This is a genomic window from Microseira sp. BLCC-F43 (assembly GCF_041929235.1).
In the GTDB taxonomy this organism is placed as follows: domain Bacteria; phylum Cyanobacteriota; class Cyanobacteriia; order Cyanobacteriales; family Aerosakkonemataceae; genus Microseira.
The window spans coordinates 64,350-91,204 of sequence record NZ_JBHFNP010000170.1 but is presented as its reverse complement, the minus strand read 5'-3'; the positions used below and the strand labels follow the sequence as shown (position 1 = coordinate 91,204).

The window sequence follows — 26,855 nt, the reverse complement described above, 5'->3', positions numbered from 1 at the left end:
GAAAAACAATATAATGTTAGATTTCCTATCTGTGGTGTGATGCTACATAGGCTTGATTTTGTTTAGAGTACGGACATTAGCGACGGAAACTGAAACCTGTAACATGACTTCTAGAAATCGGTCGAATTCTGATAAAAGCGCTATTCCCAATCAGTATCGACAACCTCAACAGATAAATAAGCGCGTAGCTAATAAAACTGCGCCTCCCCAAAAGATAGCTTATAGCGTTGTCCATGCAATTCCTGGACGTATTCGTTTTCGCATTCCTCGGCTAGCCAAAGATTCTGATTATGCCAACAAACTCAAGAGCGTGCTAGAAAACGACTCTAGGATTATGAGTGTTCGCGTTAACCCCAATACCGCATCGATTGCGATCAATTACCAAACTGGTGTCATAGCAGACGACCAAATGCGATCGCACCTGGTAAATCTGATCCAAAAAGCCCCTAGTATAGTTTTGCCAACCCAAGCAACGGTAAAATCAATAGTGCGAGTTACATTTGATGCTATCATCAACCTAATTGACAGTACGCGGAACGTCAACCAAGTCCGTAACGCCATTATGCATCAACGCTTCCGGAAAGATGTTTGGGAAAGATTACTATCTGGTGCGAAAACAGCAATCAAGGGACTAAAATCTGCCATCCTGTTTATCTTACCCAACAAGCAAGGACAAATACCAAGCGGCGATAGGAAGGCGGGTTTGCAGCTTTTCCAACTGCAAGCTGTTGGGGTTAGGAGAAACCTGGACAGTGGACAACCTTCCTGAAAAACTACTCGTTAAATACTCAGACTTAAGCGCATTTTTGGGCGAGAATTGCAACATACTCAATTACTAAATCAATCAACCGTCCAAAAATGCCAAATTGGCATGTTTCAGGCAGCAAAGAAAACAAATATGGGCAATAATTTCAACAATCTCCCCAACAATAATCATTTAGTTCGGGCAATACATACTGCTGTCCCAGGCAGAGCTAGATATAAGGTGTATGGACTTTATCGTTCGGAAGCTATCAAAAAATATCTGGAAATTAGATTGTCACGGGAGAAAGGAATCACGCAAGTTAGTGCTAATCATTATACGGGAAACGTTCTTGTATTTTTCCTTCCATATTTACAGCCAAATGCTATTGGCTCGCTAATTAAAGGCATGATTTTAGATTATTACAAAAAACAGTTGATTTTATCAACTGATACCCCAGCCATCCAAAATGGTAACTTACATGCCATAAATAGCAGAGAACCAGTTACAACTGTTAGAAGTAATGGCGAAAATATAGCAGTAACACCTATATTAACCCAAACACCTCAGCCAAAACAATTAGACCAATTGATCGGCCAAATTGTCCTAGCATCAACTGCTGTTTCTGGCCTGGTAATGGGTACTGGAATCTTACACGTATATGGTCTTGATACAACCCTTTTGCTCTTGATTCAGAAACTGCAATCGCCATTTTTAGATCGCATGATGCTGGGGATAACTTCTCTGGGCGATCTAGAATATTTACTGCTGATTTGTTTAGGAATGGAAGCTAATCTGCTGTATTATAAACGTCCCTTAGAAGCAATTATCTTTGGCACAGCCGCTGTTGGTGCTATAGGTTTAAATTATTGGATGAAAATGCTGTTTTTTAGGGCACGCCCAGCACTGTGGGACTGGATTATTGATGCGGCTCACTATAGCTTTCCTAGCGGTCACGCAATGGGATCAATGGTAATTTATGGCTTCATTGGTTATATTTTGGCTCAGCAATTTCCGCAATCGCGAAGACAAATTATTGCCTTAACCGTAACCTTAATTGTTGCCATAGGTTTTAGTCGGCTTTATTTGGGCGTACACTGGCCTAGTGATGTGGCAGCTGGCTATGCCGCTGGTTTATTGTGGTTGATTGCCTGTATTCTGCTCTGGGAATTGAAACAAAAATATCCCTGGTCAAGTAGATATTTACAACAGGAGTATGAACAGTCTTAATCCGGACAATACACGATATAAACTTTGTTTGCCATCCTGGGTTTGCACGATCATATCCGGTGCCCTATCCCCTGCTTTTAACCCTTGGTGAAAATGCCACCAATCGATTAAATTCAGTCTTTTGGGAGATGAATTTGGCAACAAAAACGGGTATTCTTCCTGGACGATGGGACTTTTACGGTAGTTTACCTTTAATCCAGATACAGTATTGACGATGCGTTTTTGAACGATGTCAAAACTGGTGATAAAACCAGCGACATAACGGCGAATTTGCTTAAGTATTGGATTGCTTAGGGTTACTATCCGTGTGGCTAATTCAGTGCTAGCTAAGATTAATTTGGAGACAGGTTCGCGTTCGAGTGGGTATGAGTTGAGTAAATCTGTGGATGCTCCTCCTTCGATTGCTAAAGCGAGTTTCCCAGCTAGGTTATAAGCATCTTGCAATCCCGCATTCATCCCTTGACCTCCGATGGGACTGTGGGAAGACAAGGCGTCACCTGCTACAAAGACGCGCCCGATGCGGCTTTTGTCAACCATTCGCTGACGGATTTTGAAGCTGCTTGTCCAAACTGGGTTGGTTAAGTTAGCTTGGAAGTGCGATCGCTCGTTGAATAATTGCTGAACAAGTGGCAAATTTATCTCTTCAGGTAGTTCTCGATCTGATGGTACGTCCACAAACAACCGCCAAAATCTATCTTCTGGTAGTGGAAACGCTCCTAATTCACCATTAGAGGTTAAAAATATGTGCGGTTCATGAGGTGAAAGATTTCAGTCAATTTCCACATCCATTAACAGGAACGAAGCCTCAAGGTCAACACCTTTATAAGCCAAACCAGCTGCCTGACGAACGGTACTGTGTGCCCCATCACAACCTATCAACCAAGGGACTCGACAGCGTTCTTTTCTTCCATCTGCATGACTAAGGGTGGCAGTAACACCATCATTGTCTTGCTCTAAACTACAAAAGGTGACAGACCGCTCAATTTTCACCCCAAGGTTTTCCACTAAATGTGCCAAAATATCTTCGGTTTCAGACTGTGGCAGAGAAAGAGCAAACGGAAAGCACGAATCTAACCGAGCGAAGTTGATCCGAACAATAGGTTTGCTATCTGCATAAACATTCAAAGCATGTAATTTGCGTCCGCGTTTAATCGCCTCATCAGCGATACCCAATCTGTCAAATACTTCCAAGGTGCGGGCAAAAACTCCTATGGCTTTACTGGTTTTGGAGGGGTGGGGGTTTTTGTCAATTAAACGCAGCTTGACTCCACGCCTTGCTAGTTCTGCGGCTAACAGTAAACCCGTTGGTCCTGCTCCTACGATGAGTACATCTGGTAACACTGCGGAACCTCCTTAGCGTTCAAAGAGCGGTTTCCGTATCACCCAAAATTTTCGCAATTTAACTATCTCCCCTGGATGCCTATCTTTTCAGATCGATCTAATTATTTGCATATGCAATAGTACTGAGCAGCGCGTTTTCTGCTTGCCGGGAATCTAACCGGGTATGTTGCACGACAATCGGCACATCAGAAGTAATCACGCTGGCAAAATCAGTGTCGAGCGGAATTGTTTCTGGGTCTTTAAGGTTGTTGAATCGGATATGCTTTGTTCGCCGCGCTGGAACGGTTTCTCGGTAAGGGCCTACAGGTTCTCTATCGCTATAGTAAATCGTAATTTCAATCTGGGCATCTTGGTCGCCAGCGTTCAGAATGCACACTGTTTCATGGCTGGTAAATTGCGGTTCGGGGCCGTTGCTATAAGCAGGGATATAGCCTTCAGCAATAGCCCAACAAGTGCGTCCAATTGGCTGATTCATTGTTCTATCTCCCGATCGATCTTAAACTCTTCTGCGCGAACGCATCCGCTGGGATGTCCACAAAGCGGTGATGCTTTCCAGGAATTGGAACCTGCTACCTACTAAATGGTCAGAACCTGTTTGCGATGCTGAACTACTCAAACTCCGTAAACCATGCAAATCCAAATAGCTAAATCCCACTTTTGAGAAAAAGGGAATTAAGCAAAATAAGAAGGTATCAAGGGTTTGATTAATCCAACCAAAACCACTCGGTCCAATAATCCAAACAATCGGGTAGCAAATCCACAACACTGTAAAGTAGGTTGTCAGGTTATCGTAAAAGTTTGAAAGTTCCGCGCCTTGACTGCGAGTTTTGGCACGTAAAGGCCCCCAAATTCCCCCAAGGACAACCAAAAAAGCAACAACGCCGTTGATATACCAGAAATATCTCACCCAAGGAACTGTGGAAAGATCGGCAATCAAACCACAGGCAACTACTATCACTTGTGTCATCATCAGCGAAGCGATGAGTGCCCAGTCTTTGGAAATATAGTGCATCGCCGTCCAAGATAAAGCTAACAGCAACAACGGCGTGGTTACAACCCAATCCAAATAGCGAGCATAGTGTGCAATTTGACCGGCAACGGCAATCTTTCCCTGTTCTAAATTACCTTGCGGTAAAGTCATGGATAAATAAGCCAATCCAGACCAGATGGGAATAAAGGCAGCAACAAGGTATTCGTATTTGGGAACGCCGCGAGTATTTTTACTCAGCGATATAAAATGCAATGCACCTATTGCCATCCCCGCTACGTAAATCCAATGAAAAATCTTTTGCCAATCCATAGCTTACCTCGGTAGAGTTTTTGAGTGGATGGATGCTTTTGTTGCTTTATTTCTAGCTAAGACAGCAAATGTGACCAGAAAGTGACAGTTTTGGGTTGCTTGTTTTTTGCTCCCCCTAAATCCCCCTTAATCAGGGGGACTTAGGGGGATCATTGGCGTTCGCAGCTTGTTTTGATCCCCCTAAATCCTCCTTAATAAGGCTTGTCGTTACCCACATCTCACGTTACCCATCAAACCCGCCCGGCAATAAATTGCAGGGCTAATAGCGAAAGTCCACTTAAGTGGACTCGAAAGACTTCTTTAGGACTTACGCAAGGGCGTTCCTATCACCAAAGTTTCTGCGTCGATCTTTCGTTGCCAAACCGACGATTTTTCAGAGAAACTTTGGTGTTTGCGTAAGTCCTGTTCTTTAGTCCATGACGTGGACTTTCGCTACTCGCTGTGGGATTTTAATCTCCGGGCAAACTGAGAGGGAAAGCGTTAATCAGACTCCGGAAAAAATGTGGGTAACGACAAGCTTAATCAGGTTGAGATCTTGCACCAATCTCATACCCCGCCAGGGAATAAATTCCCTGACTCACAGCGCCAGTCGGTTAAAACGGAGTTGTTTGATCGCATTTAGTCGGTTTTAACCGACTTAAGCTATTAGCCCGGAAATTTATTTCCGGGCGGGTTGGGAGACTGATGCAACATCTGAAAAGGCAGACTTGCGTAAGTCCTAAGCTTGTTTGAGCAGTAGTGTCACTTTTGGGTCACATTTGGGAATAACGCTGGGATTGGTAGGGTTAGGTATTTTCTGAGGAATTGCTCCCGAGTAGTTAACCTTGTCTCTATTCCTGATGTCAATGTAACTTTTATTGCCAATGTCAGCGAAAAAATTCAGATCGGCTTTGTGGATCTGGATAAAAATTACACTGGGGGCATTCCTGTTATTAATGGCGGCGGTTTTAATCCTGCTGCCCATTCTGACTTTTCTGCGCGTGCCTTCTTTCGTCATCGGCAATGAGGCGATTTGGTTTTTGCGCTGGCAGTACACTCCGGGTGGTTTTTCTATTGCATTTAATCCGATTTCTTTGTTGGCGTTCGCATCCCTAATCGGTTTAATCGGACTGTGGATTGGCAGGAGGCAAAACAAATGAAATTAGGCCAATGGTTGGGAGCGATCGCATTTGTTGCCTCGCTTTACATTATCTGGCAAATTCGCCGATTGCTGTTGTTATTGTTTACAGCAGTCGTGCTGGCAGTGGCAATTAATCAACTGGTGCGGCAACTTGAGAAAACTCGCTTAAAACGGATTTGGGCTGTCTGGCTGAGTTTGAGTATTGTTGTTACCTTGTTAGCAGGATTTTTCTGGCTAATTGTACCGCCCTTTGCCGAGCAATTTCAGCAATTATTAGCGTTATTTCCCACTGGAATCGAGCGGATTCAGCAGGGAATCAACTGGTTAGAAGAGCGCATTCAAGGCTCTTTTATTCCAGAAATTCCCGATGTCAATGGGTTCGTTCAACAACTTCAACCTTTGAGTACGAATTTACTAGGACGCGCCTTAGCTTTCTTCTCCTCCTCAGTAAATATGGTTTTAGAATTATTACTGGTATTAGTTTTAACCTTAATGTTGTTAATTAATCCGCAACCGTACCGTCAAGGATTTGTGCGCTGCTTTCCTTCATTTTACCGCCATCGAGTTGATGAGATTCTTTCCCGTTGCAATCAAGGTTTGGGTAGTTGGACAGTCGGGGCTTTAATTGAAATGGTGTTTATTGCTGCTTTTAGCGGACTTGGGTTATGGATTTTACAAGTACCGCTAGTATTAGCTCATGCAGTTTTGGCAGGGTTGCTAAATTTTATTCCCAATATTGGCCCTACTTTGAGCGTGGTTTTTCCGATGGCGATCGCATTTCTCGATGCCCCTTGGAAAGCCGGAGCAGTGTTAATTTTATACATCGTCATTCAACAAGTTGAAAGTTATTGGTTAACGCCTACGGTGATGGCAAAACAGGTGGCGCTATTACCTGCTGTTACGTTAACGGCTCAAATCTTCTTTGCCACCATTTTTGGAGCTTTGGGGTTACTGATAGCACTACCTCTGACGGTGGTTGCGAAAACTTGGATTGAAGAGGCATTATTTCAGGATATTTTGGCTCGGTGGAAGTCTGCGGCGTCTTAGAGCATAATCGTAGTAATCAGCTATTAGCGATTAGCTATTGCAGGAGAAAAGCCTTGCCAAATAACATTCGAGATCGGTTCAGGGATTTTAGAAACCGAGGCTCCGATCCAAATCAAGCTCAACAGCTACAAACAGAATTACTCGATGAATCAAAGTTAGATTCGTCTTACCTAATTTTGATAGTTAGTTCCTGCGCGATCGCAACTTTTGGTTTACTCTCCAATAGCACTGCTGTCATCATCGGCGCGATGATTATTGCACCCTTAATGCTGCCAATTCGAGGGTTAGCATTTGGTGCTTTGGCAGGCAATATTATCTTATTTCGATGTGGCATAACTTCCCTTGTACTGGGAAGTTTGCTGGCGATTGCGATCGCTTACTGTCTGGGTCTACTTGTCGGCATTTCCAGCTTTGGTAGCGAGGTGCTGGCACGGGGGAAACCCACGTTGTTAGATTTAGGTATTGCGGTGGCTGCTGGTGGTATCAGCGGATACGCTAAGGTAGAACCGAAGATTTCTGGGAGTTTGGCGGGGACGGCGATCGCAGTTGCTTTAATGCCTCCGATTTGCGTCATTGGTTTAGGATTATCGCAAGCAAATTGGTCGCTAAGTTTAGGAGCAACCTTACTTTATCTCACCAATTTGTTAGGCATTACCCTTTCTTGCATGTTGACGTTTCTCGTAGCAGGATATACCTCTTTGGTGCGAGCAAAAAAACCTTTGATGTGGACTTTAGGTTTTACGGCAGTTCTGCTGATTCCTTTAGGTTTCAGTTTTGGTGAATTAGTTCGTCAAGCGCAACTCGAAACCAGTCTGCGACGAGCGTTGTTAAACCGAACTGTTACTTTTCAACGAGTGCAATTGCTTACAAGCGAAATCAACTGGTTAACCAGTCCGCCAGAAGTGCGTTTAAGCGTCAGAGCAAAAGATCCAGTAACCCCAAAGCAGGTGCGGTTGTTGGAAGAATTTGTTGAGCGAGAAATGGGTCAACGTTTTACTTTAATTTTTGAAGTCGGTCAAATCGAAGAAGTCTTGCGAGAAGATTAATAACTCGCGGTAATTGCTAATTGCTAATTGCTAATTGCTAATTGGTGATTTTTATTTTATATTAGCCATTAGCCATTAGCCATTATGTTCTCCCTGCATTTCTTTAACTTCAAATAAACTAATCAATACTCCTGCAATGGGAATTGATAGAAAAAGCCCGACCAAACCTGCAACTTTAGCTCCGACTAATAAAGCAAAGAACATCACAACTGGGTTGATATTAATCGAACCTTGCATAATCCGAGGCATGAGCAGATTTTCTTCAACCTGTTGCAGCAAAACACAACCGATTAAAACTTTAAGGCTTAGCCAAATTCCTTGAGGTAATATAATTAAAGAAACTAGGCTAATTCCGATAGTGGCTCCGATGCCGGGAATCAGGTCGAAAACGCCTGCAATCGCTGCCATTACTAAGGCATAAGGAACATTTAATATAATAAATACAATAAACGCCGAAACTCCAAAGAAAATCGATAAAATTAACCGCCCCCAAAAGAAACCCAAAAAGTTGCGCTGAATTGCCTCATTCAGTCTAACGCGCAGATTTACTGGAAAAAATTTAAGAATAAAATTCCAAATTATTTTTCCATCTAGCAAGATGAAAAAAGCTACAACGGCTACCAAAATTAAATCAACTAAATTGGAAATTAAAGTTTGAAGCGTAGCCAAACCAATTCCAACTCCTGCTAAAGCTTGCTCGCGTAATTGCGCTTCAATCGCAGCAAAATCTACTTGAACATTCCAGTTATTCAGAATATTTTGGATGCGATCTAAGAGTGCGATCGCTGATTCAAAAAGTTGAGGAGATTGACTGAGCAATTGTTCCGCTTGGGAAATAATGGCAAAACCCAACGTGGCTATCAACCCGACAATAATTAGCAGACTCAGTAAAAAAACTCCGGTAACTGCTAGCCCCCGTGGTAAAAAACGAGCCACCCACTGCACGGGATAATTCAGCAAAAATGCCAGAATAGCGGCAAATATAAAGATGGCTATCGCTTTTTCAAAATAAGCCAAAATCTGGACAATTGCCCAGCCAAGAGCTAACAGTAACAAATAGCGAACCAGCTTTGTAGTGCTGAATCGATCCCAGAAGTTTTTTGTACTTGACTCATTCATTATTCCTGAGATTTGATGTTATGAGTAAACCTTGATACCATAGGATGAATTATGGCAGCTTGTCTGCGATAATTCCTCTACCTGCGGTCATGTTTATTTCGAGAAGATGGATTTTTGTTAGCTCGCCGTGACGTTTCGACGCTAGATACTTGGGAAGGATTTTGGTGAGTGCGATCGAAGTGTATGGCATACTCAGACGGGACAATGGGAGAGCCGCGCTGTTTGGCATAAACCTTAGTAAATTCTGCCCCTAACAAGAGAATTTGGGCTGCATAAAAAACCCAGGTAATAACAATGACAAACGATCCAGCTACGCCATAAGCAGAACCATAATTAGTTTGGCGCAAAAACAGCCCGAATAAAAATTGACCTACTAGAAATAGAAGTGCGGTAATTATCGCCCCAACAACCGTATCGCGCCATGCAATTTCCGCATCGGGTAGGATAGTATAAATCATGGCAAATATCAGTGTAGTCATCCCGAAAGAAATCACCAAGCTGATAACTTGCCACAGATAACCAGAACCGGGAGTTATATTATTCAAAACCTCAACTAATGCCGCCAATATTGTATTGCCCACAAAAGAAACAAGCAATAAAAATGCAATGACCAACACCATTGCGAAAGATAATAGGCGTTTGCGTAGAAAGTGGAAAATTTGCCTTCTAGGCTCTGGCTTCACCTGCCAAATTCTGTCTAATGCGTCTTGAATTTGGGCAAAAACTCCCGTCGCTCCAAATACCAAAAATCCCAGATTAAATAAAAGTCGAAAGGTTCCTCCTGTAGCATCGGCTCTCATGTTAGCAATAGCGGTTGCGATTAATTGCGCCCCTTCCTCGCCAACCATTTCTGTCAATTGAGTAACAATCTGGTCTTTCGCTGCGGCTTCTCCAAAAATTGCCCCAACAATCATAATGACAAGCACTAGCAGTGGCGCGAGGGAAAAGACCGTGTAATAAGCCAGGGATGATGCTAAAAGAGAGACTTCATTGAATTGCCACTCAGAAACAGTTTCTTTTAATAATCGCCAAATTTTTCTTAAATTAACCATATTTTTGAGAAATCAGATTATAGCTCAGAGTTGACGCGGTGGTTATCAGAAATTGTTGGCAAATTGCGTAACCTCACCGTGTAAATATCGGTCGGCATTTCAATTCCTGCCTGTTGCAATGCCTCTTTGATTGCCTGAGCAATTAGAGAAGTTGTTTCTAAAAATGGCAGGCGGCGGGAATTCACCCAGCATCTGACTTCAATGTTGACTGTACTGGGAGCGAGTTCGCGCAATAAAATTTCTGGTTTGGGGTCTGATTCAACCCCTTCAACTTTGATGATGGCATCGTTTATAATTTGCTTGGCTCTTGTAATATCTGTGTTATAGTCAATTCCAACCATAATGGAATTACGGCGAAAGGTACAGATAGTATTGTTAACAATGGTGGCGGTAAAAACTTCTTGATTGGGAATATAAACGACACGCCCGTCGTAGGTTTTTATTGTTGTTGCTCTCAGTTGAATTTGAGTTACGGTGCCTTCAAACTCTTTGATCGCAATTTGGTCGCCTAACCGGAAAGGGCGAGAAGCCAACAAAATAATCCCAGAAAAGTAGTTACTGATAATATCCCGCAAACCAAAACCCAGGGCTACACTTGTCAACCCCAAAGTTCCCAATAAAGTAGCAAAATCTAGACCCAAAACGCCTAAAGCAACAATGGCGCCAACCACCCACACGCCACCATATCCCAACCGACTCACCAGGACTTTAGAGTTATGATCCACTTCCCAATGTTGCGCCCCTAATAAAGTGAGGCGACGCACGCTGATTGCTAACAGCAAAGTCACGACTAACGCTAACAGTGCGCCTAAAAAAGAGGGCAAGTTGTCGATAATATCTCGTTGAAACTGACGCAGCGTACTGTACAGTCGTTGCCCCACATCAATTGCCAAGGGGGGTTGCTCAAATGCCCGGTTTAATTGATCTGCCCACTGTTGCGCTAATGTTTCCACCGGGAGGTTAAAATCTTGCACATCCTGTTGGGTAACCGTCATCAAAACCCGGTTATTCAGTTGCAACGTAGCAATACCTCGCGCTGCATCTGGAACGACGGTAACCGTTCTGCCAGCTTGGGGTTGTGCTAAAATGCTGGCAATCCGGCGGTTGACAATTTGCGCCCGTTGTGTAGCACTAACATCTGATACGCTACCAATTTGAAATACAGGCTGTCCTCTAACAACAATATCGGCAAAAAACAGCCCGTCTGTTGGAATTGATGCGGATGGTATGGGCGTAACAGGCGTAGGAAGAACCTCTTGCGCGAGTCCTTTACTGGATGGTAGAAGCACTAGACTTGCAAACAAGATTGCAGCCGAAAATTGACGAATAATACAGCAGATTGCAAGCGAGTGAGGTACAGCCTTTTGGCTTCGTTTGTGCAGCGGCACAAACGAAGGTGTACCTCATGCGGCTGCAATCCGCTATGAATTTTTGATTGCCACGAATAAAAAGATTATCTATCTTGTTGAAAGAACTTCTTGCAACAGGCATAAATTTTTGCAGAGGGCAGCAGATAAATGCGGATTGCAGCCGTATGAGGTACGATGCTATAGCTACACACAAAGCCTTTTAGTGGACATGGTGCGTTACACTGCGTTAACGCACCCTACATATAGAGAAGTTGCGTCAGCCCTGCGTACTTCACAAGGGTGGAAATCTGCTGTATTTCCAGCCTGCAAAGCAAATGTGACTAGAAAGTGACAAGCGATCGCATACTGGGAGTTGCTTTACCAAAAAACAAAAAAGTTTCGTTGCTCCCAAAGGATGAATATACCGCTGATGGTAACGAGAGCGATCGCAAACTTGCGAAACTGTTCGTCGCTCATCTTTTGCAACACCAACATTCCTACCCAATTCCCTGGCGCTGCGGCAATCCCGATTACCAAACCATACCCAAGATACGGCAAAGTCAGCGCCCCCAAAGCACCATAAGTTATCATTTTGGTGATATGCACCACCAAAACGTGGGCAGATTTGGTCGCGATCATCTTCTCTTTAACTAAACCATAATTAAGGTAAAATGGATTTAAAACCGGGCCAATGCTGCCAATCAATCCTGAAAGAAACGCATAAACAAAACCAGCGGGTAAGAAAAACCAACTCTGAACTTTAAAAGATTGTTCTTTATCCCCAAACCCGAAAGTAAAAATAGAACTAACTAGAAATAATCCCAACAAAACTTGCAACCATTGCAGCGGCGTCCGAGTAAATGCAAATGCACCTAATATTGCTCCCAAAACCGACCCGGGCAAGTACCACAAAGTTAACTCCCAGTCAATATCTTGCCAAAGTTGTAAGGTTCTTTGCAAGTTACCAAACAGCATTCCTGTAGTTACAACTGGCGGGACGGCTGGCGCTGCCAAAAGGAAATTGACCATTGGAATAATGATAAACGGACTACCGCCACCCGCGAGGCTGCTAAGAAACCAAGCAATAAAACTCGCCAGGGTTAATAAATAAGATGGTCATGCAAGTGTAACTATTTACATTGCCATAATTGTAGAATTTGCGGGTTAATTTTGCTATAACTAGCCGCACCTGGTAGATAGCCGACAACTCGGCTAGCATAAATGAGCAAACAATAGCACAAGGACTGCCGCTGAATGGCGAATCTGGAACATCTGGCACAGTTGAAACAAGGAGTATATGTTTGGAATCGCCACAAGCCAGAAAGTTGCGAGTTCGAGATCGACCTCAGTTATGCCGATCTAACGGCAGCCAATTGTGGCGGGGCATACTTACAAGGTGCAAACTTTTACAGAGCAAACCTTTTGGCAACCGACTTCAGCCGCGCCAACCTCAGAGATGCCAATCTTAAACAAGCAAACCTGGAATTGGCAAACTTGAGTCGGGCATACCTAAGTCAGGCAAACTTGGAATTGGCAGTTCTCTTCCAAGCCAACCTCAGCGGCGCTAACCTTCAGGGAGCTTGTTTGGAAGGGACAGACCTTCAAAAAGCCATCATTTTGCGCGCCAATTTAACAGCAGCTTCTCTTCGGGAGACAACTTTTTGGAAATCTTTTCTGATTGGGTCGCTTTTAAGGAAAGCTGACTTGAGTCTAGCAACAATTCAGGAAACAAACTTGGAGCGCACTGACCTTCAAGAAGCAGAAATCAAAGAAGTATATTTTAGGCGATCGCATCTGAGCAAGGTCAATCTTCGATCAGCCAACCTGGAGCGATCCGTTTTCTTAAAAACAGTCTTTTGGCAGACAAACCTTCAGAATGCTTGCTTGAAAGGGGCACATTTTAAAGATGTAGTTTTCCATCAAACTGACTTAACGGGGGCAAACTTTCAAAGCGCGCACTTGGAAGGAGTCGTCTTTAGAGAGGCAAACTTAACAGGAGCGAACTTAAAACGGGCAGTCGTTAAGCAGGCCGTTTTTAGGGAGGCAAACCTCACGGGAGTTAATTTAACAGAGGTAGCGATTCAATGGAAACAATTTGGTAAGAACGCAACGATCGCATCGCAAAAGTAGGGTGCGTTGCGATCGCACCCTACTTCTAGCAGTATCAACCCAAACAGCGCAACACTACGAGACTTCGCGCCGCCACCGGCACTTTATTACCGTTGGTGTAAGTTTTCTCTTCCTTGATAAACCGAGGATCTTTAGTATCAATTACAACGACCCACTCTTTATCATCTAGCCCAAGTTTATTGAGTTGATTTAGTTGGGGCATGTAGGGGCACGGCATATTTAAGGTTATCTGTGCTGGCAATAGGTATAAAATGCCGTGCCCCTACTCCCGCCATCTACTGGAAATATTATAAGTCCTGTTTGGTTAAAACCCGCCCCTACAACCAGAAATTTATTTTCTTGCACTTTTGCCAGAAGTCAATACGCTTCGGACACATTAAAGGTATAAGTTTCTCCATGACTTAAATACCTTACCCGTCCATCCAAACCAGCTGCTGTAACTGCCCGCATAAAATCCTCAAGCGGCGACTTAAAGACAGTGTAATCATTAAAGTGAATCGGAATTGCCATTTGGGGAGCAATAATTTGAATTGCCTGCAATCCTTGTTTTGCATCCATCGTCAGCAGAATTCCGAAAGCTTGCGTTCCTCCCAGGTGTAACAAGGCTAAATCGATATCGGGATAGCGTTTAGGAATTTCTTTTAAATCTTCATAAACTAAAGTATCGCCAGTAATGTAGAGGCGAAATACAGTCTGTTTTGTTGGCGACTGAAACTCCAACATACTTCCCATTACTGGCGGTAAAATAGCTGCTAAAATTCCTGGACCGTGTCTTCCCGGCATAGCAGTAATGCGGACAGAATTTTCCCCTTTGGTAATAGTTAATGTTTCCCAAGTATTAAGCGGTTGTGGCGCGGTGAATCCTTTCTGTTTCAGATCGGTTGCGGCGTGGTGGGTTGTAACGATTGGTACATTTTTATCGAGTTTTTCGGCAGCGATGCGGTCGAAATGATCGTCGTGCATGTGGGATAAAACCACAAAATCCAGCGGCGGCAATTGCTCGATTTCAATTGCTGGATTGGTTCTACGTTTTGAACGCAATCCGTAACCTAAATGCACGTGGTCGCCTTGATGCAAAAAATTCGGGTCGGTGAGGATGGTAAATCCCGCGTAGCGCAGCACGACAGTTGCAGTACCAACGAAGAAAATCGACCCGCTTGATAAGTTTGATTCGGTATTATTTGTTGCTAGGACAAGTTGTTTTAACGAGTTCATAAATACCTAACTAAAATTTGAGCATTTGCTTGAGTGTAATTTCCAACAATCCCGGGCGATGGTTGAGTTTTTCGCCTAAGTTATAAATCACTTTTTCCAAAAGATAGACATCCAGCAGCAGATGCAATTCCTCGGTTGTTTTTGGTAAGAAATTATCCCCACTTGCTACTTTTAGATACCCTTTGAGGAAAGCGGCGCTAACCCAGTAAACCCAAAACTGATTCCCAGCTTCCATTAAGCGCAGATCTTTAGACTGGATCGTGCCGCTTTCGACTTCATTAGCAAAGGCAATGCTAGCAGCATCGTTGAAAGATTGCAGCATTCCCGCTACATCGCGCAGAGGCGATCGCTTCATTCTTCTTTCGCTTAACGGACGAGTTGGTTTCCCTTCAAAATCAATAATGATAAAGTCTTTCCCCGTATAAAGAACTTGCCCCAAATGGTAATCGCCTTGATAGCGGGTACCCATGGCGGTAATTTTTTGATTTAACACTAACCGGAAGCGTCCGAAAAACTCTTCTTGGCGGTTAAGGACAGCTTTCGCCAACGGTTGAATATCCGGCGGTAAAGACTTCAACCGATCTTTCAATAACAGAAAGACTTGCCCGGTTAAATTTCGCGCGTATTGGTAAATCGACCGCTGGTAAAATAACGAAAAAGGTTCTGGTGCAAAATCGGGATTCTCTGCATCGGAAGCAAGAGCAATATGGAGTTGGGCGGGACTTTCACCTAACAGTTGAACATTAGATAGATAGGCATCGATCGTTTCAAATGCCAATTCGGGAATATCCGCCGCTTGTAACTCTAATAACGATCCTGAAGCGATGGGAACTTCTGTGATGTGCGCTTGTTGGGTGATGACGCGATCGCAAAAATCCCGCCAGCTATCCAAAGTATAATCCCACCCGCTGCGGGTATCTTGGATAAACTCTTGCAATACCCCCACCGTCATCGGTAGAGAGTTTGAGGCATGTCGCGCATTGCCTGGTATGGGAGTCTGGGTATCAAAACGGCGGTATTCCAGCGCCCCGGCAAGGGGTGCAAAATGATTTAAACGTTGTTTTTGGTCTAAAAAGCGCCCAATCTCCAGCTCCGGGTTAATACCCGACTCGACTTTGCGAAACAGTTTGAGGATTAAGCGATCGCCATACACAATAGCAATATTTCTGTGTTCCCCCTTTAAAATTTTCGGTTCAATATCCGATGCTTCTGCTGCTATTTTTAAGAATAAATCTGTAGGCGAAGCAACTAATTCGCCATTCATTCCTTTAAAGCGATGACTTTGTACGATCGCAGAAAGCAACGAGGAAAGAAAGTATTTATCTGCGGCGGCGTCAAATAAAACCCCATCTTCTTCTGGATTAACCTGAAGGCGACCGATTACAGTTTGAGGCATTTCCGTTAAAAGCTGTATTGCTTGTTCGCCTTCTGCATAAGCAAGCAGCAACAAATAAGTTTCCGAATTTCCCTGAATATAGTCTACCTGGAACCAAATTATCTTCGCAGGCGTGTCCTTGTAAGGGATAGCGATCGCTTCAACAATATATGCAGCTTGAACCGTGCGATTTTTACTGCCAAACCAAGAACTGCTATACAAATAACCGCGCAAAATAGATTCCAGATTACTTCTGTATTCTCGTTGCGAGAACGCATTTTGCCATTCCCCGCTAACAACCAACATTGGCAATTCAGCTTGTGGTTTCTGCGGTTGGTTAAATGCCGGTTTATACTGAAGAGTAAACCAATAAAACCCATAAGGACTAAGACTGAAAAAATAAGGCGCATCCCCAATCGGTGGAAACTCCGAATGCCCGAAAATTTCCGTTGGCACCATCCCCTTAAACCGCGATAAATCCAATTCCACCGTTTGCACAAAGCGGGACAAATTCGCCACCAATAAGATAATTTCAGATTTCTCAATCTGAGATTCTTCATTATAGGTGCGAGTGAAAGCAAGAACTTTGCGATTATGGGGGTACAATAATTCAAAACTACCTTTCCCAAATGCCTGAAAACGCTTGCGGGTAGCAATTAAGCGTTTCATCGTATACCAAAGCGAATTCGGGTTTGCTCTTTGCGCTTCTACATTAACAGCTTCGTAATGATATTCCGAGTCTACAATCACGGGTAAATATAACCGCTGGGGGTTAGCGCGACTAAAACCCGCATTGCGATCGCTACTCCACTGCATCGGCGTGCGAACCCCGTTGCGATCGCCCACATAAACATTATCCCCCATGCCGATTTCATCCCCATAATAAAGTACGGGAGTTCCCGGCAAAGACAACAGCAAACTATTCAACAATTCTATCTGCCTGCGGTCATTTCCTAACAAAGGCGCCAACCGACGACGAATCCCCAAATTAACCCGCATCACCGGATCTTGAGCATACATCCGATACATATAATCTCTATCTTCATCCGTCACCATCTCCAGCGTTAATTCATCGTGATTCCGCAAAAATAACGCCCACTGACAATTATCCGGAATCGCCGGAGTTTGTTGCAGAATATCAATAATCGGAAAGCAATCTTCCATCCGCAAAGACATAAACAAACGCGGCATCAAGGGAAAGTGAAAATTCATGTGACACTCATCCCCTTCTCCATAATATTGTGCCGCATCTTCAGGCCATTGATTCGCCTCCGCCAACACCATTCTATTCGGATACTTTTCATCTACATGCTGGCGTAACTCCTTTAAAAAAACATGAGTTTCCCACAAATTTTCGCAATTAGTCCCTTCCCGTTCGTATAAATAAGGAACCGCATCCAAACGCAGTCCATCTACCCCCATCTCCAACCAAAAATCGAGAACCTTAAACACTCCCGCACCGCCGGATTATCATAATTTAAATCCGGTTGATGCGAGTAAAACCGATGCCAATAATAAGCTTTCGCAACCGCATCCCAACTCCTATTTGATGTCTCAAACTCCTGAAAAATAATCCTCGCTTCCTGATATTTCTCCGGCGTATCGCTCCCAATATAAAAATCGCGATATACACTATCTTTAGGCGCGCGCCTTGCGCGTTGAAACCAAGGATGCTGAGCCGAAGTATGATTAACAATTAACTCAATAATTACCCTAATTTCCCGCTGATGCGCCGCCTCTAAAAACTCTTTAAAATCCTCCAACGTCCCGTAGATTGGATTAACCGTAGTATAGTCAGCAATATCATACCCATCATCCTTCAGCGGCGAAGGAAAAAACGGCAATATCCAAACCGCATTAATCCCTAAATCTTGCAGATAATCCAGCTTTTCCGTCATCCCGCGAAAGTCGCCAATCCCATCCCCATTGCTGTCAGCAAACGCACGAACAGGCGCTTCATAAATAATCGCGTTCTTAAACCAAATAGGATCGTTATTTAGGGTCTGTTTTTGCATTTTTCCTGCCGAGATAGGAGCTGAAAATGAACCGCAAAAGACGCAGAGAGCGCAGAGGTAGAGGAAAGAGAGAATTGAATCAAATTTAGACAGCTACATTACTCTATTCTCAATCCCTGATTACCTCTTCTTCTTTTCTCTGCGTCCTCTGCGTCTTTTGCGGTTCAATAAAAAATAGCCATTTTTGTTACTCACAAGACAAGTTACCTGGTTTACTCGCCGCAGTCTTCTATCTAAAGTCAGATTAAAATCTATCTGAAGTCGAATTGAATAAGATTCGTGTTATAGTTAAGATTACAGGTCGATCGCAACCCAAAAAACAACATGTATTTTCAACGCGCCAGTGGAATTCTGTTACAACCGACAAGTTTACCGAGCCGATTTGGAATTGGCGATTTAGGCAAATATGCTTACGAGTTTGTAGATTTTTTAGAAAAAAGCGGTCAAAAGTTGTGGCAAATTCTGCCTTTGGGGCCTACCGGATACGAACATTCCCCCTATACGATGAATTTTAGCGCTTTTGCAGGCAATCACTTGCTGATTAGTCTCGATTTATTAGCCGAAGAAGGGTTATTAAGTCGAGATGAGTTAATACCGATACAAGCAGATTTAGCTCGATATAAAGTCAAGTTTGATGCAGTTGTTCCGCACAAAATACAATTACTCAAAATAGCCTATAAGAGTTTTCATGCCTCGCTAACCAGCAAACAGAAAGCGGCGTTTGAAGAATTTTGTCAAGCGCAAGCTTATTGGTTGGATGATTATGCTTTATTTATGGCATTATTAGCAGCGAATGAGGGGAAAAGTTGGAACAATTGGGAACGCGCGATCGCTCGACGCGAACCCGACGCCCTCAAAGCTAAATCGGCAGCATTAAAAGACAGCATTGCTTTTCACAAGTTCTTACAATTTAAGTTTTTTGACCAGTGGTCAAAGCTACGGGAATACGCCAAGGAAAAAGGGATAAAAATTATCGGCGATATCTCGATTTATGTTTGTCACAACAGCGCCGATGTTTGGGCAAATCGGGATATATTTAAACTCAATCCAGAAACTTTTGACCCCGCTTTTATCGCCGGAGTTCCCCCAGATTACTTTAGCGAAACCGGACAATTGTGGGGCAATCCGGTTTATAATTGGTCAGAATTGGAAAAAACTAATTTTGCTTGGTGGATCGACAGGTTTAAAGCGACGCTGCAATATGTAGACTTGGTTCGCGTCGATCATTTTCGCGGATTTGAAGCCTATTGGCAAGTACCTGCTGGGGAAGAAAATGCCATCAATGGCGAATGGTTAAAAGCGCCTGGAGAAGAGTTATTTGAAACTTTGCGTAGCGCGTTGGGAGATATGCCGCCAATTTTGGCAGAGGATTTGGGGATTATTACTAAAGAAGTGGAAGAATTGCGCGATCGCTTCCATTTTCCCGGTATGCGAATCTTGATGTTTGCCTTTAGCGAAGACGCCACCAATACCCACTTACCGCACAATTATGTCCCCAACAGTGTAGTTTACAGCGGCACTCACGACAACGATACCGCAATTGGATGGTGGGGGAAAGCTAGTGACAAAGAAAAACAATTTTTGGCGCAATATTTGGGTTATTCTTCTCCTGACGATATCCAAGAAATAAATTGGGTTCTCATCCGCACCGCTTTAGCTTCAGTTGCGAAATTAGCGATTATCCCGCTGCAAGATATTTTAGGTTTGGATAATCGCGCGCGGATGAACGATCCGAGTAAAATTCCCGGTAACTGGCGCTGGCGCTATGAAAGTTCGGAAGAACTTACGGAGGAATTGAGCGATCGCTTGTTAGAATTAACCCAACTCTACAACCGTTAGGTTATTCGTTTATCTGTAGGGTGCGTTAGCAAGCAGAGTACGGCACCATCCTAATTCAACCATCGTTACAAATCAATATTAACTTGCCACTCACCGCCGATTTTTCCAGTAAAACATGAGCGCGGGCAACTTCTGCTAATGGCAAGCGTTCCGCTATAATCGGATTAATTTGCTTTTGTGCCAACAAATTTAACAGTTTTGTCAAATCCTCCCTAAACCAATTCGGATGCTGCTTTTTCAGTGCTTCAATATTGTACCAAACCGCCTTGCGATTATCTGGAATTATCTGCAAAAGCGGCAACAATGCGAATGTCGATGCTGCAATTAAAAATCTGCCTTGCTTAACAGCAAGTGCAGCAGAAACACCGTAACTAATTAACCTTCCACCCCGGCGCATAGTTTTGTAAGAATTCAGCAAGTGACCGCCACCAATCGGATCAAAAACAACATCAACCCCATCGCTGGTGAGGGTGCGAATTGTTTGGACAAAATCTTCATTTTTATAATCAATCGGAATTCCGCCTAAGCTGGATATGAGTTGATGTTTGGATTTAGAAGCTGTACCATACATTTGCAGTCCCGCCAGCTTACCCAGTTGCAAAAGCGCCGTCCCTACACCACCCGCCGCACCGTGGATTAAAATGCGTTCATTAGACTTGACTGCGGCGATGCGATGCAACATTTGATAAGCGGTAACGTAGTGCAAAGGCAAGCAAACCGCTTCCCCTGCATCCACGCTTTCAGGTACTAGAATTAACTCGGTTGCAGCGATGCAAATAAACTCGCTATAACCACCCACAATTGTTAGCGCAACTACTCGCTGTCCAAGTTCAAAATTCGATACTCCGTCCCCTAGCTTATCGACAATGCCGACAATTTCATAACCAGGAGAAAACGGCGGTTTGGGTACGCCTGGATATAACCCTTCGCGAATTAAGATATCTGTAAAAGAGGCAACTGTAGCTAAAATTTTTACCCGCACTTCGCCCGCACTGGGTTCTGGAATTTCATTTTCAACTAATTGTAAAACTTCAGATCCGCCATGACGGGTGATGATAACCTGCTTGTAGTTCATACTAAAATTACTCCAGCAGAATCCAAGTACTAACTGTGGAAGAATTGGTATAAAATTTTATATTTGTTTGCTAGGTTCCCAAGTCTCCTGTCTTGGTTATAGGAGAAAATATTGAGGAAATTGTGAGGAACCTATTGGTTTATTGTAATTTGGAAAATATGAGCGATCGCTTACGGATATAAATTATGCAACTGAGTGGTAAAATTAAAAAACGGCTGAGGGTTATTTCTCTTGGCGTTGCCTCTGCGTTTCTAGTTGTAATTGGCTACATTGCCTTTAGTATCTATATCTATGGCACGCAGCAGAACGATATTAAAGCCGATGCAGCTATTGTACTCGGAGCAGCAGTTTGGGGAAATCAACCCTCTCCCGTTTTTAGAGAAAGAATTAATCACGGGATTCAACTCTATAAAACAGGGAAAGTTCAGACTATAATTTTTACAGGCGGAGTTGGCAATAGCAACGAACCCGCTGAGGCAATTGTTGCCAGAAATTATGCGTTCGCGCAGCGTGCCGGAGGCATATCGCTCAAAAAATACCCGCCACCAATATTTTGATTGAAACTTCATCTCGAACTACGCATCAAAACCTGAAAAATGCTAAAATAGTAGCAAGCGATCGCCAATTAACCAAGTTTCTCATTGTCAGCGATCCTTTGCATATGAAGCGATCTGTATTAATGGCAAGAGACTTGGGTTTAAATGCATATCCATCGCCAACGCCAACTACTCGATATCGCAGTTTGAACGGTCAGCTTGGGTTTCTCGCGAGAGAGACGTATTTTTATTTTGTTTACCTAATTTTTGGAATTTAATATAGCGATATGCTGCTGGCACGCTGCACGAACGCGCCAGCAATTCCAGCTTACACGTTAAGTTCGCCTTGTTTTGCTAAATTAACTAATACGCGAAACTGTTCGCGAGACATCCTCACGCTTTGACCAAAATCATCTTGAATCACCACTTGTTGTGCTTCCGCAGCAGACGGATCTACCGCCACAATTGGACAGCAGGTATCTGTATGACACAACACCGCGATTACTTGCAATTCGGGTGAGTTGTTTTCCATGAAAATCTCCTTTTCAGTAGATGCAAGTGGCGCGAGTCTTCAGCGCCGTTCTTTATGATAATCATTCCCAAAATACTCTGGTTAAATCCAATATTTTTTAACAACTGCTCAACATAACTTAATCGCGGGTGTGGATGAGCGATCGCTTATTTTTTCAGCTTCCTTTGCTGCTGGGCTTCCTCCTTTTCATAAACCATTAAATCCCCTGGTTGACAGTTTAGTGCGTCGCAAAGGAGATTGAGGGTTTCTTCGTCAATTCTAGTGAGGCGGCGACGGGTTTTGAGTCTGGAAATAGATCTGGGGTTCATTCCAGTTCGGAGAGCCAGTTCCTTGTTGCTGATATTGCGCTCAGCCATTACAACTGCCAATCTCCAGTTAATCACCGTTCAACTGCTCTCCTTCTGAGTAGATTCATTTTGCTGTTGTTGGCTTTGATACTCTTTAACACCTTTCTCAATCAGCTTACCCACCAACCAAGACACAGACCGTTCTTCTTTCTCGGCCCATTCTTCTAATGCTTTGGCTACTTCAGGAAGAACGTAACTGGTTATCCGTCTGAGGTTTTTCGGTGGCACGCTTGTATGTTTTTGGTAATTTTACACAATTAGCCAGTGGTAGTGAAGGCAAGGTAAGAAAGTCAATCTTTGCCAGATTCATTACCTTTGTGCTTTCTCTGCTGCTCTTGCTCCTCCTTTTCATAAACCATCAAATCACCCGGCTGACAGCAAAGCGCTTCACACAAGGTGTTGAGGGTTTCCTCATCAATTCTGGTGAGGCGGCGACGAGTCTTTATCTTGGAAATCGAAGTTGGATGCATTCCAGTCAAAGCAGCCAACTCTTTATTGCTGATATTTCGTTCAGCCATCACAACTGCCAATCTCCAACGGATCACTATCGATGCTCAACTGCTAGCCATGACATTGCAAGCAGATGTTACCATTCTCCGATCTAAGTCTAATGCTTATTTGCCGTTCCGACCATTTTTTTTGTCGTAACGCTTGATTTACGGCGGCAAATGAACTATAGTCAGGATGTACAAACTGAAAAGCGATCGCCCCGTTGCCTGGAAAACTTGAGAGCGATCGCCAATCCACATATTCACGTGTATGAAGTCTATGATAATAACACCCAAGTCAGTCCCGGAACTGCTGCGGGAAAACATTCCCGATGTTCCTCCAGGTAAACACCCGATCCGCTTGCTTGCCTGCGGCGTGCCAGGAGGCGTAGAAAGCGTCGTGCGTCAACTGTATGTAGTGCGCTTTGCAGAGATTAGCGAATGGAGTCCGCCTTTACCATCGCCTGTTCAGGGTGAAGTGATTCGGATTTTGACCAAAGCTAATGGGATTCAAGCCCCGTCCTTCTAGGACGGCTTTCCTGAGATGGCGCTGGAAAACGAGCTATAAGACTACGAATTAGTTCAGATTTGGTCATCCCTCGTCTTATAGCTTCTTCTTTTAACTGCTGCAATTCGTAATCAGTAAGTTTAATATCTAGACGGCGATTTTTCATTAAACTATCCGGCTAAACGTCTGTATATTAAGTATAATCTAATAAGTACATTGAAAGGTCGAATCAATGAAAGCAAGATATCAGTATCGTTTTTACCCAACAGACCAACAAAAACAGAATTTGGCTCGGTTGTTCGGTTGCGTCCGTGTTGTGTATAACGATGCTTTGGCTATCTGTAAACAATCTGAAAAAAAGCCTAAATCCGCTGAACTCCAAAAGATAGTTATCACTCAAGCAAAAAAGACTGAGGCTAGGGCGTGGTTAAGCGAAGTTTCAAACATTCCATTGCAGCAGTCTGTAGCGGATTTAGAAACAGCTTTCAAGAACTTTTTCGACTCCTGCAAAGGCAAAAGAAAAGGTCGAAAAGTTGGATACCCTAAATTCAAAAAACGGACTAATAGCCAATCAGCAAGACTTACTCGCGGTGGCTTTTCAATCAAAGGAGGTGGGGTTTATCTAGCCAAGATTGGGACTGTTAAACCGATTTGGAGCCGAGAACTACCATCGCCCCCTAGCTCTGTTACGATAATTAAGGATTGTGCAAACCGCTATTTCCTGAGTTTTGTTGTAGAGATTGAACCCGTTCAAATCGATGCCGAACACATTAGCATCGGTATAGATATGGGAATCAAAACTTTTGCTGTAATGAGTAATGGCGAAAAAGCCTTCATTCCGAGTTATAAAAACTTAGACCGGAAAGTTCGCAAGTGGCAACGTAAATTAGCCCGCCAACTTAAAGACTCAAACCGTAGAAACAAAACCCGCGTCCAGATTGCTAAGCTACACAACAAAATCGCAGATACCCGCAAAGATTTTCTGCACAAATTGTCAACCAAGATAGTTAACGAAAACCAAGTAATTGTTTTGGAAGATTTAAATGTATCGGGGATGGTCAAAAACCGCAAGCTTGCAAGGGCAATTAGTCAGCAGGGATGGTACGAGTTTAGAGTGCTGTGCGAAGCTAAATCTGAGAAACTGGGTAGGGAGTTTCGGGTAATTAGTCGTTGGGAACCAACTAGCCAAGTATGTGCAGATTGTGGGTTTAAATGGGGTAAAGTAGACCTCTCTATTCGTTCAGTCCTATGCCTTAATTGCGGTACTGAACAAGACAGAGATTTCAACGCAGCCAGAAATATAAATAAAGTCGGGATAGGGCATTGCCACGACTCTAAACGGACACAGAGACAGAGTAAGACTACTCCGGTAGCATCAGTCGATGAAGTGTCAAGAATCACCGCACTTTTAGGGCGGTGAGTATGTCAATCGTTATTGGATGGAATAGGAATGGGGAGCGATATGCCTCCCTTCCGCTTCGCGATCGCACGCTTGTTGGAGAGAGTGCGATCGCTCTAAATTTTGTCTTTTTGGAAGCAGAATATAATCAGAAAAATACTAATGCTACTGGGAGATTAAATGGCTGTAAGGTTTATTCTCAGTGACTACGTGGAGTTAGCGATCGCGCAGGCAGTTTACGACAAACTGGAAGATGGCACATTTGTCGGTAAAATTCCGGCTTGCAAAGGAGTCATCGCATTTGCAGATACACTGCGAGGCTGTGAAAATGAGTTACGCTCAACACTGGAAGACTGGATTTTAGTTGGATTAAAGCTTAAACATTCTCTGCCAGTTATTGATAACATTGACTTAAATCAGGAGCCGACCCTTGAGCCGATGGACACCTAGTAAGCGTCAAGACTTTATTAAAAAATTGCGTAAACTCGGCTTTGAGGGATTATTTTCTGGCTCAAAACACCAATTTATGGTTTACGAGCAACATCGCCTGACTATTCCCTCAAACGATGAGTATTCGGTTGCTCAACTGCGAATGATGATTAGGGAAGTTGAAGCGATTCTAGAGCGGGAAATTTTGCTTGAAGAATGGAACAGTCTTTGATGAAGAAAGTTAAGTACCCAATGATGATTCAATAGTCCCAAGAAGATGATTGCTTTTTGGTAGGTTTCCCTGATTTTCCGGGACAACGTTGGCGGACTCATGGTGATACCTATCGATCATGCTTCCTCATGCTTTTGAATTGCTGCTTCAATTTCGTCGTGGTATGCTTCAGCATAAGTCCAGGCATTTGCTAAGTCAGCAGCAGATAAAGTTGGATAGTTATCTAAGATTTTGGCTTCATTCATACCTGAACGACGATAACTTACAAGTAACCAAACGGGAATACGAGTTTCTCTGATACAGGCATCTCCTCCCATGACACCGGGAGTTTTGTTAATTCCTTGCCAAGCGATCGCAAGATTTTGGGATAATAGCTGGATGATTTCGGCTTTTTCTGCTGGTGTCAAGGAAAGCAATTGGGCTTTTAATTCTGTGAGGGTCATTGGTGCTATTTGGTTTGTGAATTGAAAGATATGGAACTTAAGTCCCTGGCGTGCTGGTGTACTTACTTATTTTGATATCCTACTCTGGCTCTACCCAAGGAATATCTAAACGTCTGAAATCTCGGTCAAAAGAAACCACTGAGCCGCCTTCTCGACGGGCAACTTCTGCAAGGTAGGCATCAATAAAATCTACATTTGCAGTTGCCATGCGATCCAAAGCTGCTACCACTTGTTCGGACTCTTCTAAGACGACTCCTTCTGCTGTCACCAACGGCAACAAAACCTCAGCAATCTGGTTGCGAGGATAGCGATAAAACGAACCTAATACCCAAACCACCTCGGCGACTACAATGGGTGAAAGTCTGAGGATAACTTCTCCTCTTTCAGCTTGTTGAATCAGCCTCAGAGCGCGTTGGGCTAGATCGGGAGGCTCTCCAGTGAGAAATCGCAGAAGGACGTTAGCATCTACCCACAAGTCAGTCATGATTCTTCAGTAGGGAGTATTTGTTGAGCCAGAACATCTGCAACAATCTGACGAATTGCTTCCTTTCCTGGATAGGGAACAGTTGCAGGTAATGCACCATAGAATTCGCTGAGCCGTCTCTTGACAAATCTATGGCTTGGTTGAGGTTTTTCTGGCAGAATGACGAAAACTTCAACCTCTTCACCCACTGAGCCTGGTGGCAGTTTAATTTCAACTTTGTCTCCTGGAAGAACTTTGGTTGTAATCCGCAAAGCTGATTGCATGTTTTCTCCTGTTTAATTTTTGATTATGCGAGCAAATTTCTGATGCCAATACTTCACTGAGAATCTACGATTGATTACATTTTAGCTAGGTGGAGGAGGCGATCGCATCCCATCCTCCAAAGTCCTAAGTGGCGATATGCCGACCGCACGCTGCGCGGTCACGAAGTGTGGCGTTAGCCGTATCGCATCTAGTTAGGTT

General features: G+C 43.6%; 31 protein-coding genes and 3 pseudogenes. 14 read left to right on the top strand and 20 right to left on the bottom strand.

Features of this window, described 5'->3' with window-relative positions; all coding sequences use genetic code 11:
• Positions 1–103: 103 nt before the first annotated feature.
• Both ACE1CM_RS24330 and ACE1CM_RS24325 read left to right on the top strand, forming a co-directional pair.
• Positions 104–769 (top strand): HMA2 domain-containing protein, encoded by a 666-nt coding sequence (locus tag ACE1CM_RS24330; protein WP_374881169.1) that lies wholly within the window; start codon positions 104–106, stop codon positions 767–769.
• Positions 770–871: 102 nt separating this feature from the next.
• The gene (locus ACE1CM_RS24325; RefSeq protein WP_374881167.1) at positions 872–1,972 is read left to right on the top strand and encodes a phosphatase PAP2 family protein; all 1,101 of its coding nucleotides are present in this window, start codon (positions 872–874) and stop codon (positions 1,970–1,972) included.
• On the opposite strand, the pseudogene ACE1CM_RS24320 reads toward ACE1CM_RS24325, so the two are convergent.
• From ACE1CM_RS24320 to ACE1CM_RS24310, 3 genes and pseudogenes are all read right to left on the bottom strand, one after another.
• Positions 1,946–3,313: pseudogene (locus ACE1CM_RS24320) on the bottom strand (FAD-dependent oxidoreductase). The gene ACE1CM_RS24325 and the pseudogene ACE1CM_RS24320 overlap by 27 nt on opposite strands.
• A gap of 97 nt (positions 3,314–3,410) precedes the next feature.
• The gene (locus ACE1CM_RS24315) at positions 3,411–3,788 is read right to left on the bottom strand and encodes a sensory rhodopsin transducer (RefSeq protein WP_374881165.1); all 378 of its coding nucleotides are present in this window, start codon (positions 3,786–3,788) and stop codon (positions 3,411–3,413) included.
• Positions 3,789–3,809: 21 nt separating this feature from the next.
• Positions 3,810–4,613, bottom strand: a complete 804-nt coding sequence (locus ACE1CM_RS24310) for a bacteriorhodopsin (protein WP_374881163.1) — start codon at positions 4,611–4,613, stop codon at positions 3,810–3,812.
• A gap of 863 nt (positions 4,614–5,476) precedes the next feature.
• On the opposite strand from ACE1CM_RS24310, the gene ACE1CM_RS24305 reads away from it, so the two are divergent.
• From ACE1CM_RS24305 to ACE1CM_RS24295, 3 genes are read left to right on the top strand one after another with little or no spacing between them, the layout of a single operon-like run.
• Positions 5,477–5,752: a hypothetical protein gene (locus ACE1CM_RS24305; protein WP_374881161.1), complete on the top strand. Its 276-nt coding sequence runs from the start codon at positions 5,477–5,479 to the stop codon at positions 5,750–5,752.
• Complete coding sequence (locus ACE1CM_RS24300; protein ID WP_374881159.1) at positions 5,749–6,780, top strand: AI-2E family transporter; 1,032 nt, start codon at positions 5,749–5,751, stop codon at positions 6,778–6,780. The genes ACE1CM_RS24305 and ACE1CM_RS24300 overlap by 4 nt, the downstream gene beginning before the upstream one ends.
• A gap of 53 nt (positions 6,781–6,833) precedes the next feature.
• Positions 6,834–7,826, top strand: coding sequence for a DUF389 domain-containing protein (locus ACE1CM_RS24295; RefSeq protein WP_374881158.1), 993 nt, complete (start codon positions 6,834–6,836; stop codon positions 7,824–7,826).
• Between the two features lie 75 nt (positions 7,827–7,901).
• Here ACE1CM_RS24295 and ACE1CM_RS24290 read toward each other — a convergent pair whose 3' ends face one another.
• From ACE1CM_RS24290 to ACE1CM_RS24275, 4 genes are all read right to left on the bottom strand, one after another.
• Positions 7,902–8,945: an AI-2E family transporter gene (locus tag ACE1CM_RS24290; protein WP_374881156.1), complete on the bottom strand. Its 1,044-nt coding sequence runs from the start codon at positions 8,943–8,945 to the stop codon at positions 7,902–7,904.
• A gap of 77 nt (positions 8,946–9,022) precedes the next feature.
• Positions 9,023–9,997 (bottom strand): YihY/virulence factor BrkB family protein, encoded by a 975-nt coding sequence (locus ACE1CM_RS24285; RefSeq protein WP_374881154.1) that lies wholly within the window; start codon positions 9,995–9,997, stop codon positions 9,023–9,025.
• 17 nt (positions 9,998–10,014) lie between these two features.
• Positions 10,015–11,286: a mechanosensitive ion channel family protein gene (locus tag ACE1CM_RS24280; RefSeq protein WP_374881153.1), complete on the bottom strand. Its 1,272-nt coding sequence runs from the start codon at positions 11,284–11,286 to the stop codon at positions 10,015–10,017.
• A gap of 438 nt (positions 11,287–11,724) precedes the next feature.
• Positions 11,725–12,444: a sulfite exporter TauE/SafE family protein gene (locus ACE1CM_RS24275; protein WP_374881241.1), complete on the bottom strand. Its 720-nt coding sequence runs from the start codon at positions 12,442–12,444 to the stop codon at positions 11,725–11,727.
• Positions 12,445–12,600: 156 nt separating this feature from the next.
• Here ACE1CM_RS24275 and ACE1CM_RS24270 point away from each other — a divergent pair, with 156 nt between their 5' ends.
• Positions 12,601–13,476, top strand: a complete 876-nt coding sequence (locus ACE1CM_RS24270) for a pentapeptide repeat-containing protein (RefSeq protein ID WP_374881151.1) — start codon at positions 12,601–12,603, stop codon at positions 13,474–13,476.
• A gap of 34 nt (positions 13,477–13,510) precedes the next feature.
• On the opposite strand, the gene ACE1CM_RS24265 is transcribed toward ACE1CM_RS24270, so the two are convergent.
• The 4 genes and pseudogenes from ACE1CM_RS24265 to ACE1CM_RS24250 form a co-directional block, all read right to left on the bottom strand.
• The gene (locus tag ACE1CM_RS24265) at positions 13,511–13,678 is read right to left on the bottom strand and encodes a hypothetical protein (protein ID WP_374881149.1); all 168 of its coding nucleotides are present in this window, start codon (positions 13,676–13,678) and stop codon (positions 13,511–13,513) included.
• Between the two features lie 155 nt (positions 13,679–13,833).
• Positions 13,834–14,691, bottom strand: coding sequence for an MBL fold metallo-hydrolase (locus ACE1CM_RS24260; RefSeq protein WP_374881147.1), 858 nt, complete (start codon positions 14,689–14,691; stop codon positions 13,834–13,836).
• 10 nt (positions 14,692–14,701) lie between these two features.
• Positions 14,702–16,735 (bottom strand): alpha-glucosidase C-terminal domain-containing protein, encoded by a 2,034-nt coding sequence (locus ACE1CM_RS24255; protein WP_374881239.1) that lies wholly within the window; start codon positions 16,733–16,735, stop codon positions 14,702–14,704.
• A 246-nt stretch (positions 16,736–16,981) separates the two neighbouring features.
• Positions 16,982–17,964 (bottom strand): annotated as a pseudogene (locus tag ACE1CM_RS24250) (alpha-amylase family glycosyl hydrolase); the annotation flags it as partial.
• A gap of 438 nt (positions 17,965–18,402) precedes the next feature.
• Between ACE1CM_RS24250 and malQ the strand changes: the two are divergent.
• Positions 18,403–19,920: pseudogene (gene malQ, locus ACE1CM_RS24245) on the top strand (4-alpha-glucanotransferase); the annotation flags it as partial.
• Positions 19,921–19,975: 55 nt separating this feature from the next.
• Here the strand turns inward: malQ and ACE1CM_RS24240 are convergent.
• On the bottom strand, positions 19,976–20,995 hold the full coding sequence (locus ACE1CM_RS24240; protein WP_374881145.1) for a medium chain dehydrogenase/reductase family protein: 1,020 nt from the start codon (positions 20,993–20,995) through the stop codon (positions 19,976–19,978).
• A 185-nt stretch (positions 20,996–21,180) separates the two neighbouring features.
• On the opposite strand from ACE1CM_RS24240, the gene ACE1CM_RS24235 reads away from it, so the two are divergent.
• Entirely contained in the window at positions 21,181–21,552 is a 372-nt protein-coding gene (locus tag ACE1CM_RS24235; RefSeq protein WP_374881143.1) for a YdcF family protein, read from the top strand.
• On the top strand, positions 21,549–21,809 hold the full coding sequence (locus tag ACE1CM_RS24230) for a YdcF family protein (protein WP_374881142.1): 261 nt from the start codon (positions 21,549–21,551) through the stop codon (positions 21,807–21,809). Before ACE1CM_RS24235 ends, ACE1CM_RS24230 begins: the two co-directional genes overlap by 4 nt.
• A 50-nt stretch (positions 21,810–21,859) precedes the next feature.
• Here ACE1CM_RS24230 and ACE1CM_RS24225 read toward each other — a convergent pair whose 3' ends face one another.
• From ACE1CM_RS24225 to ACE1CM_RS24210, 4 genes are all read right to left on the bottom strand, one after another.
• Complete coding sequence (locus tag ACE1CM_RS24225; protein WP_374881140.1) at positions 21,860–22,063, bottom strand: hypothetical protein; 204 nt, start codon at positions 22,061–22,063, stop codon at positions 21,860–21,862.
• Between the two features lie 146 nt (positions 22,064–22,209).
• Complete coding sequence (locus ACE1CM_RS24220; RefSeq protein WP_374881138.1) at positions 22,210–22,446, bottom strand: helix-turn-helix domain-containing protein; 237 nt, start codon at positions 22,444–22,446, stop codon at positions 22,210–22,212.
• 3 nt (positions 22,447–22,449) lie between these two features.
• Complete coding sequence (locus ACE1CM_RS24215; RefSeq protein ID WP_374881136.1) at positions 22,450–22,638, bottom strand: hypothetical protein; 189 nt, start codon at positions 22,636–22,638, stop codon at positions 22,450–22,452.
• Positions 22,639–22,700: 62 nt separating this feature from the next.
• Positions 22,701–22,931, bottom strand: a complete 231-nt coding sequence (locus ACE1CM_RS24210; protein ID WP_374881134.1) for a helix-turn-helix domain-containing protein — start codon at positions 22,929–22,931, stop codon at positions 22,701–22,703.
• Positions 22,932–23,169: 238 nt separating this feature from the next.
• Here ACE1CM_RS24210 and ACE1CM_RS24205 point away from each other — a divergent pair, with 238 nt between their 5' ends.
• Positions 23,170–23,427 carry a hypothetical protein gene (locus tag ACE1CM_RS24205; RefSeq protein ID WP_374881133.1) on the top strand — a complete coding sequence of 86 codons (258 nt, stop codon included), beginning with the start codon at positions 23,170–23,172 and terminating at the stop codon, positions 23,425–23,427.
• On the opposite strand, the gene ACE1CM_RS24200 is transcribed toward ACE1CM_RS24205, so the two are convergent.
• Positions 23,399–23,572: a CopG family transcriptional regulator gene (locus ACE1CM_RS24200; RefSeq protein WP_374881131.1), complete on the bottom strand. Its 174-nt coding sequence runs from the start codon at positions 23,570–23,572 to the stop codon at positions 23,399–23,401. The two genes, ACE1CM_RS24205 and ACE1CM_RS24200, sit on opposite strands and share 29 nt — an antisense overlap.
• 66 nt (positions 23,573–23,638) lie before the next feature.
• Between ACE1CM_RS24200 and ACE1CM_RS24195 the strand changes: the two genes are divergently transcribed.
• Genes ACE1CM_RS24195 through ACE1CM_RS24180 form a run of 4 tightly spaced genes read left to right on the top strand, consistent with a single transcriptional unit; the run spans position 23,639 to position 25,466 of the window.
• Positions 23,639–24,826 (top strand): RNA-guided endonuclease InsQ/TnpB family protein, encoded by a 1,188-nt coding sequence (locus ACE1CM_RS24195; RefSeq protein WP_374881129.1) that lies wholly within the window; start codon positions 23,639–23,641, stop codon positions 24,824–24,826.
• 2 nt (positions 24,827–24,828) lie between these two features.
• Positions 24,829–25,011, top strand: coding sequence for a hypothetical protein (locus ACE1CM_RS24190; RefSeq protein ID WP_374881127.1), 183 nt, complete (start codon positions 24,829–24,831; stop codon positions 25,009–25,011).
• Entirely contained in the window at positions 24,986–25,255 is a 270-nt protein-coding gene (locus tag ACE1CM_RS24185) for a type II toxin-antitoxin system HicB family antitoxin (protein ID WP_374881125.1), read from the top strand. The genes ACE1CM_RS24190 and ACE1CM_RS24185 overlap by 26 nt, the downstream gene beginning before the upstream one ends.
• Positions 25,236–25,466, top strand: a complete 231-nt coding sequence (locus tag ACE1CM_RS24180) for a type II toxin-antitoxin system HicA family toxin (protein WP_374881123.1) — start codon at positions 25,236–25,238, stop codon at positions 25,464–25,466. The genes ACE1CM_RS24185 and ACE1CM_RS24180 overlap by 20 nt, the downstream gene beginning before the upstream one ends.
• Positions 25,467–25,582: 116 nt before the next feature.
• Here ACE1CM_RS24180 and ACE1CM_RS24175 read toward each other — a convergent pair whose 3' ends face one another.
• The 3 genes from ACE1CM_RS24175 to ACE1CM_RS24165 form a co-directional block, all read right to left on the bottom strand.
• Positions 25,583–25,909, bottom strand: coding sequence for a DUF433 domain-containing protein (locus ACE1CM_RS24175; RefSeq protein ID WP_374881121.1), 327 nt, complete (start codon positions 25,907–25,909; stop codon positions 25,583–25,585).
• Positions 25,910–25,988: 79 nt separating this feature from the next.
• Positions 25,989–26,393 carry a PIN domain-containing protein gene (locus ACE1CM_RS24170; protein ID WP_374881119.1) on the bottom strand — a complete coding sequence of 135 codons (405 nt, stop codon included), beginning with the start codon at positions 26,391–26,393 and terminating at the stop codon, positions 25,989–25,991.
• On the bottom strand, positions 26,390–26,656 hold the full coding sequence (locus ACE1CM_RS24165; protein ID WP_374881117.1) for a hypothetical protein: 267 nt from the start codon (positions 26,654–26,656) through the stop codon (positions 26,390–26,392). The genes ACE1CM_RS24170 and ACE1CM_RS24165 overlap by 4 nt, the downstream gene beginning before the upstream one ends.
• Positions 26,657–26,855: the final 199 nt, after the last annotated feature.